Here is a 15,395-nt window from a genome sequence, read left to right on the forward strand (position 1 = left end):
CCCTAGCCCCTAGCCCCTCTCCAACAATTGAGAGCCGCGCCGCCCAACCCAACCTCCCGAAAGCAAACGAACGGAGCAGCAATCATGGCCAGAGATCCCAACGAGCCCATGCCCGACGGTAGCGGCTGCGCGCTGCAGGAGCCCTTCGCACTCCAGGTGCTGGGTGCGGACATGGAGCCCGAATTCCCGGACAAGTGCGTCGTCATCATCGAGCCCACGGAGTTTTGCCGCAGCGGCATGTACGTCTTCGCCGAGGTCGAAGGCGTGCGCTGGTTCCGCCAGTACCTCCGGGACGAGCAGGGCCGCGAGCGGCTGGTGGCGCTGAACGACATCTTCCCGGCCATCGAGCTGAACGGCCTGGACTGGAAGGTGCTCGGCGTCATCATCCAGCGCAACATCCGCCGCAAAATCAAGACCTACGAGTACGCCGACGGCCCGAGCAACCAGCCGCACGGCAGCATCAACGCCGTGGACATCACCGCATCGTGACCGCGCCCCGCTGGGCCGGTGCACGCGGCCCGCTCGCCATCGCCGCCCGCATGTCGCGGCGGGGACGCCGCTCCCACGGCGCGGCGCTTGCGCTGTGCGCGGTCGTCGCCGTCGCGCTGCTGGCCGGCTGCCAGCAGGCGGAGCAGGACGGCGGCACCGCCGCCGAGGAGCCGCGCCGCGAGCCCCGCGGCCACCTGGTCACCACCGTGGTCACCGAGCGCGCCCCCGTCTCCACCCAGCACGAGCGCCCGGGCACCCTGCGCCTGCGCCGGGTGGTGCGCCTGTATGCCGAAGAGGAAGGCCGCATCGAGCAGCTCGAAGTCTTCGAGGGCGACCGCGTGGCCCGCGGCGAGCTGCTGGTGCGCCTGGAGGACGACGTGCTGCGTGCAGAGCTGGACAAGACCCGGGCGACGCTCGCGCAGGAGCGCCTGGATCTCAAGCGCTTCCAGGATCTCGCCAAGCGCAACGCCGCCTCCCAGGACGACTTGGCCCAGGCGCGCACGGCCTTGGCGCTGGCCGAGGCGGACCTGAAGCTGCTGGAGATCCGCCTCGCGGACACACGCATCACGGCGCCTTTCGCCGGCGTCATCACCGAGCGCTTGGCCGAGCCCGGCGACTTCGTCACCAAGAATACCCAGCTGCTCACCCTCGCCGACCCCGACTCGCTGGCGGCCGAGGTCTATGTCTCCGAGCTGGTGCTGCCGCACATCAGCGAGGGCGACCCGGCGCGCATCCGCATCGACGCCCTCGGCAGCCGGCGCTTCGCCGGCGAGATCCTGCGCATCCACCCCACCCTGTCGGAGGCCAACCGCCAGGCCGAGGTGGAGATCCGCTTCGAGACCATCCCCGACGGCGCCCGCGCCGGCCAGTTCGTGCGCGCCGAGCTGGCCACCGCCGCCGTCGAGCGGCTACTGGTGCCCTTCCGCGCCCTGCGCCAGGACCGCGACGGCCAGTTCGTCTGGGTCATGGACGCCGAGGGCCAGGCCGCCCGCCGGCCGGTGCGCACCGGCATACGCATCGCGGACCAAGTGGAGATCCTGGAGGGCATCGAGTCCGGCGCCCGGGTCGTCACCCGCGGCTTCCTCGGCATCGCCGAGGGCAAAAAGCTCACCCGAGTGGACGACGACGCGGGCCCAGCCATCGCCACACCGGATGCGACGCCCGAGGACGTGGACAGCATGCCGTGATCGCGGCACCGAGAGACGACGGCGAGCGCGATCGGAGCAATGCCCGCCGCTCGGATAGCCACTCGGACTGCGACCTCTGGGTGGATGCAGCCCTGCCAGCTTCATTGCAAGACCTGGTCCCCGGGCCATGCAGCGGCGCGGTCGGACCTTCTTCCAGCTGGAGGGCCTCCAACCGGATTGGGCGAGCCGGTGGCTGCAGCTCGCCGTCTGGGCGGGCATGGTGGGGCTGATTTTCGTCGTCATCGGCCCCTTCGGTGGCGGACTGTTCGGGCTGCTGGACTGGCTGCTGTTCGAAGGCGAGCCGGACTTCGTCGGGGGGCTGATCGCATCCGGACAGGGGGACCTGCTGGCTGGAGTCATTCTCGGACTGATCCTCGGCATCGCCGTCGCCGGACTCGGTAACCGTGTCCAAGCCGGCCGGTCCGTGTCCAACCAGGGCATCCGCACCTCGCTCCGCAACGCCCTGCGCTTCGGCGGCATCGGTGTGCCCTTGGTGATCACGGCCCTCTGGCTCATCGCGGCGGTGCTGCCGGACGAAACGGCCCTCGGGTCTGGGGCGGCTGGCGGGACGCAACGCGCTGGAGCGTCTCGGCCCTTGCTCCAACGTTGGAGAGAGCGTGAAAAGATTGACGGTAGGGGAAGCGCTTTTCCGAGGGTTGGCCGAATACTTTCACAATCTCTGGAGCGTTGGAGCCGGATCGCAGCGCGAGCTGGCGCGCCTGGGGGCGCGGCTGCGCCGCGAGATCCAGCTCAACCGCAGGGTGGTGCTGAACCGGCAGGTGCGGGCGCCGCGTCAGGCAGTTCAGTCGCTCAACGCGCAGTGAGCGAGCGCGCGAGTACAGCCGAGTTCGCCGTCAGGGGTCGTTCACCATACCCGCAACAGGTGCTATTCTCCGACCATTTAACGCCACTGGAGCCCTGCCATGACGGTCCGGTTTTCCGAAGACGTGATACCGCTGAGTGACCTCAAGACCAACCCCGGTCGCATCGTGCGCCACAGCGCCGAGGCCCACCGCCCGGTGCTGCTCACCAGTCGCGGCCGTGGCGTTGCCGTGCTGCAGTCGCTGTCGGCCTTTGAGCAAGCCGCCGAGGAGCGCGAATTCATGCGCGCCGTTGTCGCGGGCCTCGCCGACCTAGACGATGGCCGCGAGGTCTCGCTTGCCGACGCCAAGGCCGAGCTGGGCGTCCACTGACACGCGGCGCAGGCGCGCGTGCCGAGGATGGCCAAGGCGACCATCACCTTGTCCAAGTCCGCGCTGCGGGACCTGCGCGGCATCAAGGACTGGTACGAGGAAGAGGGCGTGCCCGACGTCGGCGAGCGGCTGGTGCGCGAGATCTTCATGCAGATCGACAAGCTCGCCGACCACCCCGACCTCGGTCGGGTCGTACCGGAGTTTGAGCAGCCGTGGCTGCGCGAGCTGATCCATCCGCCCTTTCGCATCGTCTACCGGCGCGACCCCGGTCCAGGGTCCGACCAGCCACCCGCGCGCGTGCGCATCGTTCGCATCTGGCGCGGCGAGCGTCGGCTGCGGCTGCCGCCGGATGCGCATGACCAGCCAAGCTGACAAACGTCCTGGACCGCATCAACGACCATCGCGAGCTCCTGAACGCCTTCGATGCTGCTTGCCGATGGGTAACGATCTACTTTTCGTGGCGACCGAACCTGCCTGGCGAGGACGACAATTTTCTGGTGGAGCTCGCCATCGCCGGCGGTGCGAACCGCATCGTAACCAGCAATGCACGGGATCTGCGCAACCCGGAGCTGCGGTTCCCGGGTCTGGAGATCATCACGCCCGCGGAATTGCTCCAAGCAGAGCCGCCAACCGGAGACCCGACATGGCCACACTGACCATCCGCCTGCCCGACGACAAGCACGCCCGGCTGAAGGACCTGGCCAAGCACCGCTTCATGAGCGTCAACAAGCTCATCGAGGAGCTGTCGACACTCGCGCTCGCGGAGCTCGACAACGAGGTCCGGTTCCGGGCCTTGGCCGCGCAGGGCGACTCGGCGCGCGGCCTGGAGCTGCTGGACCGGCTGGACCGGCTGGACCAACACTTCGGCTCGACGTCCAAGCCTGCGCCGCCAGCAGCGACTGCGCGCGGAATGGGACCGCTGAGCAGCCGCGGCGGCCACCCATAAAGCTCAAATTCAAGCACCAGCCCTACCAGGCCGCGGCGGTGGACGCGGTGGCGGACTGCTTTGCGGGCCAGCCGCGGGTCACGGGCGAGGATTACCGGGTCGACTCCGGCGGGGCGCCGTCACCGCAGCGCTCGCTGCTGGGCGACTCCGGCTTCCGCAACCACCCGGTCCGACTGGACGAGACGGCGCTGCTGGCCAACATCCAGGGCGTGCAGCGCAGCGCGAATCTGCCCATCTCCGAGCAGCTGGTGCCCAGCAAGGCGGCCAAGCTCAACCTCGACATCGAGATGGAGACCGGCACCGGCAAGACCTACCTCTACATCAAGACGCTCTTTGAGCTGAGTCGGCGCTTCGGCTGGGATCGGGCGCATCGCCGCCGAGACGCAGCTCACCCGACGCACCATCGGCGCCATCCTGCAGGGGCTTCAGCCGAAGGTCTTCGGGCAGTATCCGCTGAACCCGGAGGACTTCATCCAGAAGGCGGCAACGCTCATCAAGGAGCAGAAGGCCACGCTCAGCGAGGCCGACGCCGCCGACGCGGCATCGAGCCGCGCCGGCGGCGAGCCGAGCACAGCTCTGCGCCCCCGGAAGGCGTCGACTCAGCGGGATGTCAGCCCTCCGCCGCCCGCAGCTCCGCCGCGCGCACGCACCTGAGCACGGCGTACGGATACTGGCCCTCCAGCGCCTCGAAGACGGGCTTGACCGACAGGCTCGCACCATCGGCGAGCTGGTGGATGGCGTTGCGGATGCGCTTGATGTCCGCGTCCGGCAGGTCGACGACCTCCGAGAGGTCCGCAGCGCCGGCCTGGATGCAGCGGGCCAGATGGCCCCAGACGGTGCTCTCGGCGAGCCCGCGGCGCTCGGCGACCTGCGCCGGCGTGAGGCCCTGGCGCAGCAGCACCAGGGAGGCGAGGTCCGAGTCACCGGCCAGGTCACCGGTGTCCCGTGCCGGCGGGCGCGCCGGCAGGTCCCGGGTGCGGTCTGCGGGCAGGGCCGGCAGACTCGCCGGGCGGCCGTGCTCGGCCTCGTGCTCGGCGAGCACGGCGAGGAAGTCGTCGGCGAAGCGCTCCAGCTTGATGGCGCCGACGCCGCTGATGCGGCTGAATTCCTCCCGGTTGCGCGGGCGGTAGGTGAGCATCTCCTTGAGCGCCGCATCGCCGAAGATCATGTAGGGGGCCACCTGCTGCGCCGATGCCAGGTCGCGGCGGCGCTGGCGCAGGCGCTCCCACAGGGCCTGCGCCTCGGGATCGGTCGGGACTTGTGCCTGAGCCGTGCGCCGCTCGCCTCGGGCCTTGTGCTCCGGGTCGCGGCGCAGGCGCACGGGCTGCTCGCCGCGCAGGACCGGCCGGGCCTGCTCGGTGAGCCGCAGGCCCCCGTAGCCCTCCACATCCACCGCCGCGAAGCCGGCCGCCACCAGCTGGCGGTAGACGGACTTCCACTGGTTGGCGTTCAGCTCCTTGCCGATGCCGTAGGTGCTGACTTGATCGTGGCCGAAGCGCTGGATGCGGGCGTTGGCCTTGCCCAGCAGCACGTCGGCGAGGTGGGTGGCGCCGAACTTCTGTCCGGTGCGATAGATGCAAGACAGCGCCTTCTGCGCTGCGACACTGCCGTCCCAGGTGTCCACCGGCGTGAGACAAGTGTCGCAGTTGCCGCAGGGCTCGGGCAGCTGCTCGCCGAAGTAGTTGAGCAGGGTGCGGCGGCGGCATTCGGTGGTCTCGCACAGGCCCACCAGGGCGTCCAGCTTGTGCTGCTCGACGCGCTTGAAGCGCTCCTCGGCCTCGCCCTTGTCGATAATCTGCTTGAGCGTGACCACGTCGCCGAGACCGTAGCAGAGCCAGCCATCCGCCGGCAGACCGTCGCGGCCGGCGCGGCCTGTCTCCTGGTAGTAGGCCTCGACGCTCTTGGGCAGGTCCAGGTGGGCAACGAAGCGCACGTCCGGCTTGTCGATACCCATGCCGAAGGCGATGGTGGCGACCACCACCACGGCATCGCCCTGGATGAACCGGGCCTGCCGCGCGCGGCGCTCTTCCGGCGGGTGGCCGGCGTGGTAGGCGATGGCATCGAAGCCCTGGGCGCGCAGAAACTCCGCCGTGTCGTCCACCTTGCGGCGGGAGAGGCAGTAGACGATGCCGGCGTCGTTGGCGTGCTCGCTGCGCAGAAACTCCAGCAGCTGGCGGCGCGGCTGCGTCTTCTCGACGATGCGGTAGCGGATGTTCGGGCGGTCGAAGCTGGAGACGAACTGCTCGGCTTGGCCCAGCTCCAGGCGGGTGACGATCTCGTTGCGGGTGGGGGCGTCGGCGGTGGCCGTGAGCGCGATGCGCGGGATCTCGGGCCAGCGCTGGTGCAGGCGGTCCAGCTGGATATACTCCGGGCGGAAGTCGTGCCCCCATTGCGAGACGCAGTGGGCCTCGTCGATGGCGAACAGGGCCGGCGTCACCCGCTCCAGCAGCGCCAGGAAGCGCTCGGTGAGGAGCCGCTCCGGGGCGACATAGAGCAGATCCAGGCTGCCGTCCAACAGCGCCTGCTCCACGCGCTGCTGCTCCGCCGGCATCAGCGAGGAGTTCAGGAACGCCGCCCGCACGCCGAGCTGCTTCAGCGCGTCCACCTGGTCCTGCATCAGCGCGATCAGCGGCGACACCACGATGCCCGTGCCCGGGCGCAGCAGCGCCGGGATCTGGTAGCACAGGGACTTGCCCCCGCCGGTGGGCATCAGCACCAGGGCATCGCCGCCGGCGGCGACATGCTCGATGATCCGCTGCTGTGCGCCGCGAAAGCTCGGGTAGCCGAAGACGCGGCTCAGGATGTCCTGCGCTTGGTCGGGCATGGTTCAGGCGTGGCGTAGATGCGAGCGAGTCAAGAGACGTCAGGATTGCGCGAAACGCGGCGGCGGCGCTCAGCGCATCCGCACGCCGTCCAGGCTCACCACTGGCTCCTCGCCCACCACCTCGGCCGTGTGCATGAGGTGCTTGGGCACAATCAGCAGATCGCCGGCCTCCAGCACGACCTCCTGGCTGCCCATGGTCATGCGAAAGCGCCCGGAGACCACGGCGTCGATCTTGTCCACGCCGTGGTCATGGGCGGGGAAGAAGGTGCCGGGGGGATAGACGTAGCGGCTCACCGCATAGCCTCGGCCTGCGATCTTGTCCCGCAGCGCGCGCTCGCTGAGCGGGCCGTCGCGCTCCTCGTGCCAGTGCTCGATCTGCATGTGTCGTCTCCGCCGTGTGCGTCGTCGATACTTGGAGTTTAGCGAACCGCGGCGGGACGATGACATGGCCGAGTCGCCTGCCGCCATGGCTGCGCGGGATCGGCATCGTCTGTCCGTCCATGCTGTCGCGGCAGGGATGCCGCTCCCACGGGCGACGCTGGGGCTGTGGGAGCGGCGTCTCGCCGCGACGGACGCTAGCTGCGACGCTGGCAGTCGTCGCGGCAGGGATGCCGCTCCCACGGGTGCGGTCAGGACAGGGCACGCAGAAAGTGCAGCGCCTGGCCCGCCGCGGCATCGAGGTTCTGCGCCCAGGTGCGGCCGGAGGCCTTGCGGGGCTTGAAGCTGTGCTCGCCGTCCGCGATCCAGGCCAGCCGCACCGACGGACTCAGGCCATAGCCTGCGACCTCGTCGCGGTTGCCGAAGGGGTCCCGCTCGCCTTGGCAGATCAGCGCCGGGGTGCGCAGCGCGGCCAGCGCCTCCAGGCGGGTGCGCTCCGGCTTGCCGGGGGGATGAAAGGGATAACCCAGACAGAGCAGCCCGGCCGCACCCACCTCGTCGGCGAGCATCGCTGCGATGCGCCCGCCCATGGACTTGCCGCCAATGGCGAGCCTGCCCGCCTGGGCCCGCTCCGCGGCGATGACCTCGCGCAGGGCCGACAGAAGCTTCGCCGCCCCGTCCGGCGGGCGCTTGCGCCCGTCGGCGGCGGCGCGGGCCATGTACGGAAACCAGGGCCGCACCACCCGCACGCCGCCGGCGGCGAGACGCTCGGCCATCGCGGTCATAAAGTCGGCATCCGGCGGCTGCCCCGCCCCGTGCGCCAGGATCAGCACCGCGTCGGCGTCCGCGGGCCCGTCATAGAGTGGCTTCGGTGCCATCGTCCCGCCCCGGGCCTCAGACCCACTGTAGACCGTCACACTTCACCTTTCGTCCTCCACTCTTCACTCTTCACTCTTCACACTTCTCACTTCACACTTCACCCTTCGCCACGACGGAGGAGCCAACACGATGAAGGCGATTCTGATGCGCCAACCCGGCGGGCCCGAAGTGCTCGCCGAGACCGAGCTGCCTGTGCCGGAGCCGCAAAGCCCCAACGACGTCCTGGTGCGCCTGCATGCCGCGGGCATCAATCCGGTGGACACCAAGATCCGCGCCAAGGGCCCCATGCTGCCTGAGACCCTCACCGCCGTGCTCGGCTGCGACGGCGCAGGCACGGTGGAGGCCCTGGGAGACGCCGTAACGCGCTTCAAGCCCGGCGATGCGGTCTGGTACTGCCACGGCGGGCTCGGCGGGCCCCACGGCAATTATGCCGAGTACGCCGTGGTGGACGAATCCGTCGCACAGCCGAAGCCCAAGTCCCTGACCTTCGTCGAGGCAGCCGCTGCGCCGCTGGTGCTCATCACCGCCTGGGAAGCTCTGCATGACCGCGCGCGCATCGAGCCGGAGCAGACCGTGCTGATCCACGGCGGTGCCGGCGGCGTGGGTCACGTGGCCATCCAGCTGGCGCGCCTCGCCGGTGCGCGGGTGGCCACCACCGTCAGCGGCCCGGAGAAGGCCGAATTCGTCCACGGCCTCGGCGCCGAGTACGCCATCGACTACCAGCAGGAAGACTTGGCGGGCGCCATCGCCGACTGGACCGGCGGCCGCGGCGTCGATGTCTGCTTCGACACCGTGGGCCCCGAGGTCTTCGCCCGCAGCATCGACGTGATGGCGGTCTACGGCGACCTGGTGACCATCCTCGACCCCGGCACCGTCGGCCTCAAGGAGGCCCGCAACCGCAATCTGCGCATCTCTCTGGAGCTGATGCTGACGCCGCAGCTCAAGCACATGCCGGAGGCGCTTACCCACCAGGGCGAGATCCTGCGCCGCTGCGGCGAGCTCTGCGACGCCGGCGAGCTGCGCATCGCCGTCGCCGACACCTACCCGCTGGCCGCCGCCGGCGACGCCCACCGCCGCCTGGAGGCCGGCGGCATGCAGGGCAAGCTGGTGCTCAGCCTGCCCGCCGCCGACGGCTGAGCGCCCCGGGCCGTGCTGCGCGTCGCCCTGCTGTCCGATACCCACGGCGTGCTGGATGGGCGCATCGCCGACCTGGTGGCCGACTGCGACCTGGCGGTCCACGGCGGCGACATCGGCTGCGCGGAGGTGCTGGCGGGACTGCGGCCGCGCTCCGGGCGGGTGGCGGCGGTGCTCGGCAACAACGACGTACCCCACAAGTGGCCGGCGGCGGACCAGCAGCTGCTGGGCACCCTGCCGCTGGAGGTCGCGGAGGACCTGCCGGGCGGTCGGCTGGTGGTGGTCCACGGCCACCGCACGACGGCGAAGGACCGCCACGCCAAGCTGCGCCGGCGCTTCCCCGACGCCCGGGCCATCGTCTACGGCCACAGCCATCGCTTGGTGGCGGACCAGGACGCCGAGCCCTGGGTGCTGAACCCCGGTGCCGCCGGGCGCGAGCGCACCTTCGGCGGGCCCTCCTGCATGGTCCTCACCGCCTCGCACGAGCGGTGGTCGCTGGCCGTACACCGCTTTGTGCTCGCCGGCGCACCACGACCTCGCCGCCGCCCAGACCACTAGTTTCGCGACCGCGCCGTGCTTTATCGACGACAACGAGTGCCCGCGAGCGATCTGCCGCGTTGCAGAGCGCCTACACCGTCGCCGCGCTGGACGAGCTACCGTTCGTCGGAAATCGGGCGGCGATGCCGTCCACCCGCTGCAAGCGCCGAAATCTCGTCTACGCTGAAAGTCAACGACAACTCACATCAGGTGAGCCAACCCGCCCCCACCAGGGGCGCGCGCAGCCCGGGGCGCTATCCCCGGACAGCAAACAGGCCGGCGCCTTAGCGTCGGCCTTTGCTTTTTCTGGGCATCAGCTTTTCTGGGCATCAGCAAGGTCAAGGCGCCGGCATGGCCCACCAAGCGCGCCAATGCCCCGTCAACCGCGTCACGCCAATAGGGCCGCTCTCACGCGCGCTATGTGACACTCGGTCACGATCTGCGGGCCAACGCCGGCGTATCATGGCGCCCCGTCCCGACCCGCGGTGGAAGCAACCCGCTGACTGGGGACGCTGACGCAGGCGGCGGTTGCCGCACATAGGGAGACCAAGATGCCGGCATCCGAGCTCGCCCGACGTGACACCCAGAGCAGACCCGGCCGCACCGCCCGCGGGCGGCGGTGTCCGTGGCCCCTTGCAGCCGGACTCGCCCTGGGCGCCGTGGGCACGGCGCCAGCCGCTCCCATACAAGCAGATGCCAACATGCTGGATTGGCTCGAAAGCGCCCCCAAGCGCGCTGGACGGCACCCAGCCGAGCAGGCACCGACCCGCGACGGCGCAAGCGCTGCCGAGCCCGATCCGGGCGGCAGGACAGCCCCGGCACCCGTCATCGGCGCCCGCCGGGCATTGGACCCCCGGGCCACCTTTACCGCGCGAGCGCATCTGGTCACCAGCGTGCCGGATACCTTCGGGGGCGCGGATGTCGCGGATCTCACCGGTGCAGCGCGCTTTCACGCTGCCAGCATCACCGGGCAGCGCACGCTGAGCGCCAATATCGAAGCCGGCCATGTCTGGGATGGACACGAGACGCTCGGCCATGTGTCGACCTTCATCGACGGCCCGAGCACCTTCGACAGCGACGGCAATCCGGCCACACCGGAGTACGATCGGCACGCCACCGCCGTGGGCATGATGATCGGCGGGCGCAACGGCGGCAGCGCTCAGGGTGCCTGGCAGCCGGGCATCGCCCCCGACACGGATCTGCAATCCGGTGCCATCGCCACCAGCTGGCTCGGCCCTGCCTACAGCCTGAGCTTCGAGGTCTCCACCGACACCATGAACGCCGCTTACGGTGCCATGTTCGGGACCGCCGACGTCATCAACAGCAGCTGGGGAGCCACAGACGCCACCGGCAGCAGCAGCCTGGCGCTCATCACCGACGGCCTGCAGAGCCAAAACCCGGGCACGACCCTGGTCGTTTCCGCCGGTAACAGCGGACCGGGCGCCAACACGGTCGTTGCCCCCGGTGCCGGATATAACGCCATCACAGTGGGCGCGCTGCAAAACGACGGTGCCAATCGCTATGACGCCGTCGCCGACTTCAGCAGCCGCGGACCGCAGGACTACGCAGACCCGGTGAACGGCGTCATCGTGAATGCGCGCGCGGCAGTGGACATCACCGCACCCGGCACCGCCCTCACCAGCGCCTTCTACGGCGGCCAGACCGGCGGCAATAACCCGGGTCTCGCCGGCTCTGAGCCCTTTGCCGGGAACGACTTCTACGTTGGCGCGCTCGCTGGCTCCAGCTTCTCGGCCCCCATCACCGCCGGCGGGGCGGCTCTGCTGCACAGCGCCCGTACACTGGACCCCGAGCTCGAGGTCAACGCGGCGTCGGCCGACGCCCGCGTCGTCAAAGCGGCCCTGCTGAATAGCGCCCGCAAGATCGCCGGCTGGGACAATGGGCAGACGCGCGTGGGGACACTGGTGCAGACCACCCAGTCCCTGGACTGGGCCAGCGGCGCCGGTGCGCTCGACCTGGACCGGGCCTTCGACCAATACCTGAGCGCCGGCACCCGGGACTTGGCGGGCCTGGGCGGCGGTCTCGTGGACCCCATCGGCTGGGACTATGCGCAATTGGGCAGCGGCGGCTGGAACCGCTACGAGATCGATGCGCTCCTGCGCGGGGGCAGCACCTTCACGGCGACCCTGACTTGGCTCCGCGAGCGCGAGTACGACTACATCGGCAGCGTCGCCGATGACATCGCCCAAGCCAATCTGGACCTGATCGTTCGCGACATCGCCACAGGCAAGGTGGCCCAGTCCGTGAGTCTCTATAACCTGGTGGAGCATCTGTCGTTCGTACTGCCGGCCACCGGGCGCTATGCCATCGACGTGCTCTACAGCGGCAACACCTTCGACACCGGGAGCGGCTTCGATCTGGAGCAATACGGCCTCGCCTGGTGGGCCGAGGCACCTGCCCCGGGCACGCCGCTGCTCGTATTGGCCGGCACCGGCGCTCTGCTGCTGCGCCACCGCACGCGCCGGCGGCCGCGACTGTCGCAGCGGGCGGGGCTGCTGGCGGCCCTGCCCTGGCGGCGGCTACACTGATGCCGCATGCAGACATCGCCCCCCATCCCCCCGCACAAGCCCCCGAAATCCCTGCTGCGCGCGGTCGGTCGCGCCATCGCCGAGCACGACATGATCCGCGACGGCGACCGGCTGCTGGTCGGCGTCTCCGGTGGGAAAGACTCGCTGTCGCTGCTCGCGATCTTGAAGCACCTCCAAACCTATGCCCCGGTGCGCTTCGAGCTGGCCGCCGTAACCGTAGACCCGCAGGTGCCCGGCTTCGAGCCGGCGCGGCTCGCAGCGCACATGGAGGTCCTGGGCGTGCCCTGGCTACTGGAGGCCCAGCCCATCATGGACGAGGCCCGCGCGCGCATGGACGGCGACTCCTTCTGTGCCTATTGCGCACGCATGAAGCGCGGCATCATGTATCGCCTCTGCCGTGAGCAGGGCTATGGCGTGCTAGCGCTGGCACAGCACCTGGACGACCTCGCCGAGAGCCTGCTCATGTCGCTCTTCCGCGGCGGACAGCTGCGCACCATGAAGGCGCACTACCGCAACGACGCCGGCGACCTGCGCATCATTCGCCCGTTGGTCTACGCCCGCGAGCGCCAGACGGCGGCCTTCGCGGACGCGGCCGGCCTGCCGGTGGTGCCGGACAGCTGTCCCGCCTGCTTCGACATGCCCACGGAGCGCGAGCGCATCAAGCGCCTGCTGGCCACCGAGGAGGCGGAGAATCCGCAGGTCTTCCAGAGCATGCTGCACGCCATGCAACCGTTGCTCCGCGAAGGTGAGGCGCCCTGACACGCGACTCCCGCCGAGCGTTTGCCATCGATCCGACCAGCCGGTGCGCTCACCCGCCGGATCCTCAGCTTTGGACTAATCTTAAGCCAACGGCGAGCGCCTCGGCGCCATGTGCCGAGCGGAAAACGGTCGGCCCTGATCCAGGTTCGTGGTGTCTGCATTGCAGGGCCCCGACACCGACCGATTGGCAACCTCCTGTCGCAAGTCATGGCGTCTGCCAGCGGAGCGAACAGATGGGCATGCAGCGGAGTTATCGCGCAACGGTGCACACAGGCCGAGGTGTACGCGGCCTGATAGCAGACCGCATCGACACCTGCGTCGGCCTGCCGCGACTGACCCCCCTGGAGCAAACGGCGCCCTGGGTCCTCGGTGCCTTCGACCTGCGCGGCGATTTGGTGCCCGTCATCGGCCTCGGCGTGCTCCATGGCGAGCCCATCCCCTGGGCAGCGGCCGCGGACTTGGTGCTCGTCGTGGTCGCTGCGGGCTTTCCGCTCGCGCTGCATAGCGCCCGCCCCGTGCGCATCGAGCCCCTGTCCCAGAGCGTCCCCCGCTGGGATCGCGGGCATCTGCAAGCGGGGGAATCGGCCCCCGGCTGGCTTGGCTACATGGATCTGAGCCAGCTGCCGCTCACAGCCCGCAATGTCGGCGGACACGCCGACGCCGAGCGGCGGCTGGCACAGTTCGAGCAGCGACTCTCCGCCCAGGCACTGAATCGGTTGGAGCAGCGCGCGCGACGCTATGGCGATTTCGCCGGCCAGTCCCCGGTCGCTTCCCGGACGCCGACCCCGGCGCAGCAGCGCTGACGGCAGGCGTCTGCGACGCGCGCCGGCCCATGGCAGCCAGACCCACGCGCCCCGGGCTCAACCGCGCCAGCCATTCAAAATATCCATGCAGATTCGATTCATGTCGCGGGCGCGCTGCGCACTGTCCGCTTCCGTGTAAGCCCGCAGCTCCGGCGCGTTGCCGGATGGCCGCAGGTGCGCGATCTCCCCGTTGGCGAAGCCGATGCGCACACCATCGGTGTGATCCACCGCAGTGACCTCACCGAACGCCGGCCCGAGCACAGCCGCCGCGGCATCGCGGTCGGCGGCGGCGTCACCGCTGGCGAAGGCGGCGAGCCGCTGCGCACTGAGCTCGGTCGGGAAGTCCTTGATGCGATCACTGTAGGTGTAGCGCTCCGGCAGCTCCGCCGCCAGGTCGGCCACCGGCATCTCCCGTCGCCGCGCGGCGCCGAGGATGGTCACGGCGACGATCACTGCATCCCGGGTCGGCAACGCTGCCAAGCGGCGGCTGTCCCGCGCGATATGCGTATCGATAAGAAAGCCGCCATTGGCCTCATAGCCCACCACCGGCGTCAGGCCGCGCTCACGCAACGCCTGCATGCCGGCGATGACATAGGGCGAGCCGATGCGGGTGCGCAGCACCTCCTGAAACCAGCCGCAGCGCTCCACCGCGGTATTGGAGCTCACGGGGGTTACCACGCCGGCGGCGCCGAGCTCCCGGGCGCAGAGAATGCCGGCGATGTCGCCGCGCAGCCAGTGACCCGCTGCGTCGGCAATCAGGGGCCGGTCGCCGTCGCCGTCGGCGGACACCAGGGCGTCGAAGTCGCCGCTCGCCGCCCACCCGCGGGCGAGCTCGACGTCCTCTGCACGGATGGCTTCCGTATCCACGGGGATAAAGCTGTCGGCGCGGCCGAGGCGGGTCACCTTGGCCCCCAGCCCTGTCAGCACCGCATGGAAGGCGTCCCGGGCGACGCTGGAGTGCTCGTAAACGCCTACCTTGAGCCCCGCCAGGCAGTCGCGCGGGAAGAACGCCAGGTAGCGGCTCACATAGGCCTCCAGCGCGGCGGATTCCGCAGGCGGCAGGGCCGGCGGCTGCAGCAGGCTGCCGTCGGCGGCGAACGCGTCGGCCGGCAGCTCCACCGCTTGCGCGCGGATCCCGGCCTCGTCGTCCTTCAGGATCTCGCCGGTGGGTAAGTTGAACTTGATGCCGTTGCGGTCGTCGGGGATGTGCGAGCCCGTGACCATCAAGGTCGGCACATCGCGGGCGATACCGTAAGCGGCGAGTGCCGGCGCCGGAATGCGCCCGAAGTTGCGGGGACGGCAGCCTGTCGCCTGCACCGCGGCGGCGCAGGCGGCCATGATGCGCCCAGTGCTCGGCCGGTAGTCGCCCGCAATGCCGACGTCCCGACCCGCAGCGAGCCGGCCGGCACTGCGCAGATACTGTAGGAACCCCAAGGTATAGGCGAAGCAGACGCTGTCGGTCATGTCCGACACGCGTCCGCGGGCACCGCTGGTGCCGAACTTGACACCGCTTGCAGCCATCAGGTCATCGATCTTCAGCACGGCTTCTTCCCCTGTATTACGTCTGCTCGGCGAAGGCGAGGCAACCGTCATGGTACCGCGCCGGCCGACTTGGGCAGGCAGCAAAGCGGTGCGAAAGCGTCGGCGCCGTACCCGGCGCGGGACGAAAAGCAGCTGACACGCGGCAGCGAAGCAGCGACAATCGGGAGCGCGCAGGACG

Annotated in this window: 17 protein-coding genes; 12 read left to right on the forward strand and 5 right to left on the reverse strand. The window is 69.9% G+C overall.

Going from position 1 to position 15,395, the window contains the following annotated elements; genetic code table 11:
* Positions 1-84 precede the first annotated feature (84 nt).
* From CKO31_RS20310 to CKO31_RS20340, 7 genes are all read left to right on the forward strand, one after another.
* On the forward strand, positions 85-489 hold the full coding sequence (locus CKO31_RS20310; RefSeq protein WP_200240901.1) for a S24 family peptidase: 405 nt from the start codon (positions 85-87) through the stop codon (positions 487-489).
* Complete coding sequence (locus tag CKO31_RS20315) at positions 486-1,676, forward strand: efflux RND transporter periplasmic adaptor subunit (protein ID WP_322789192.1); 1,191 nt, start codon at positions 486-488, stop codon at positions 1,674-1,676. The genes CKO31_RS20310 and CKO31_RS20315 overlap by 4 nt, the downstream gene beginning before the upstream one ends.
* A gap of 617 nt (positions 1,677-2,293) precedes the next feature.
* Positions 2,294-2,500, forward strand: a complete 207-nt coding sequence (locus CKO31_RS20320; RefSeq protein WP_200240903.1) for a hypothetical protein — start codon at positions 2,294-2,296, stop codon at positions 2,498-2,500.
* A 99-nt stretch (positions 2,501-2,599) separates the two neighbouring features.
* Entirely contained in the window at positions 2,600-2,869 is a 270-nt protein-coding gene (locus CKO31_RS20325; protein ID WP_200240905.1) for a type II toxin-antitoxin system Phd/YefM family antitoxin, read from the forward strand.
* Between the two features lie 27 nt (positions 2,870-2,896).
* On the forward strand, positions 2,897-3,241 hold the full coding sequence (locus tag CKO31_RS20330; protein WP_200240907.1) for a type II toxin-antitoxin system RelE/ParE family toxin: 345 nt from the start codon (positions 2,897-2,899) through the stop codon (positions 3,239-3,241).
* Positions 3,242-3,366: 125 nt separating this feature from the next.
* A complete protein-coding gene (locus CKO31_RS20335; RefSeq protein ID WP_200240909.1) occupies positions 3,367-3,525 on the forward strand; it encodes a hypothetical protein in 159 nt (52 codons plus the stop codon).
* Positions 3,513-3,815 (forward strand): toxin-antitoxin system HicB family antitoxin, encoded by a 303-nt coding sequence (locus CKO31_RS20340; RefSeq protein ID WP_242475537.1) that lies wholly within the window; start codon positions 3,513-3,515, stop codon positions 3,813-3,815. Before CKO31_RS20335 ends, CKO31_RS20340 begins: the two co-directional genes overlap by 13 nt.
* A gap of 119 nt (positions 3,816-3,934) precedes the next feature.
* Here CKO31_RS20340 and CKO31_RS20345 read toward each other — a convergent pair whose 3' ends face one another.
* The 4 genes from CKO31_RS20345 to CKO31_RS20360 form a co-directional block, all read right to left on the reverse strand.
* Positions 3,935-4,219, reverse strand: a complete 285-nt coding sequence (locus CKO31_RS20345) for a hypothetical protein (RefSeq protein WP_200240911.1) — start codon at positions 4,217-4,219, stop codon at positions 3,935-3,937.
* A gap of 206 nt (positions 4,220-4,425) precedes the next feature.
* Positions 4,426-6,639: a DNA helicase RecQ gene (gene recQ, locus CKO31_RS20350; RefSeq protein WP_200240912.1), complete on the reverse strand. Its 2,214-nt coding sequence runs from the start codon at positions 6,637-6,639 to the stop codon at positions 4,426-4,428.
* 69 nt (positions 6,640-6,708) lie between these two features.
* Positions 6,709-7,020, reverse strand: a complete 312-nt coding sequence (locus CKO31_RS20355) for a cupin domain-containing protein (protein WP_200240914.1) — start codon at positions 7,018-7,020, stop codon at positions 6,709-6,711.
* A gap of 248 nt (positions 7,021-7,268) precedes the next feature.
* A complete protein-coding gene (locus tag CKO31_RS20360) occupies positions 7,269-7,895 on the reverse strand; it encodes an alpha/beta family hydrolase (RefSeq protein WP_200240916.1) in 627 nt (208 codons plus the stop codon).
* Between the two features lie 130 nt (positions 7,896-8,025).
* Here CKO31_RS20360 and CKO31_RS20365 point away from each other — a divergent pair, with 130 nt between their 5' ends.
* From CKO31_RS20365 to CKO31_RS20385, 5 genes are all read left to right on the forward strand, one after another.
* On the forward strand, positions 8,026-9,033 hold the full coding sequence (locus CKO31_RS20365) for a zinc-dependent alcohol dehydrogenase family protein (protein WP_200240917.1): 1,008 nt from the start codon (positions 8,026-8,028) through the stop codon (positions 9,031-9,033).
* A 12-nt stretch (positions 9,034-9,045) separates the two neighbouring features.
* The gene (locus tag CKO31_RS20370; RefSeq protein WP_200240919.1) at positions 9,046-9,588 is read left to right on the forward strand and encodes a metallophosphoesterase family protein; all 543 of its coding nucleotides are present in this window, start codon (positions 9,046-9,048) and stop codon (positions 9,586-9,588) included.
* 680 nt (positions 9,589-10,268) lie between these two features.
* Positions 10,269-12,113 (forward strand): S8 family serine peptidase, encoded by a 1,845-nt coding sequence (locus tag CKO31_RS20375; RefSeq protein ID WP_200240921.1) that lies wholly within the window; start codon positions 10,269-10,271, stop codon positions 12,111-12,113.
* A gap of 6 nt (positions 12,114-12,119) precedes the next feature.
* Entirely contained in the window at positions 12,120-12,872 is a 753-nt protein-coding gene (locus tag CKO31_RS20380; RefSeq protein ID WP_242475538.1) for a PP-loop family protein, read from the forward strand.
* Positions 12,873-13,105: 233 nt separating this feature from the next.
* A complete protein-coding gene (locus CKO31_RS20385; protein ID WP_200240923.1) occupies positions 13,106-13,675 on the forward strand; it encodes a chemotaxis protein CheW in 570 nt (189 codons plus the stop codon).
* A gap of 57 nt (positions 13,676-13,732) precedes the next feature.
* Here the strand turns inward: CKO31_RS20385 and CKO31_RS20390 are convergent, their stop codons facing one another.
* Positions 13,733-15,217, reverse strand: a complete 1,485-nt coding sequence (locus CKO31_RS20390) for a phosphomannomutase (RefSeq protein ID WP_438874027.1) — start codon at positions 15,215-15,217, stop codon at positions 13,733-13,735.
* Positions 15,218-15,395 lie beyond the last annotated feature (178 nt).

The sequence above is a fragment of the Thiohalocapsa halophila genome (assembly GCF_016583825.1).
Taxonomy (GTDB): Bacteria; Pseudomonadota; Gammaproteobacteria; order Chromatiales; family Chromatiaceae; genus Thiohalocapsa; species Thiohalocapsa halophila.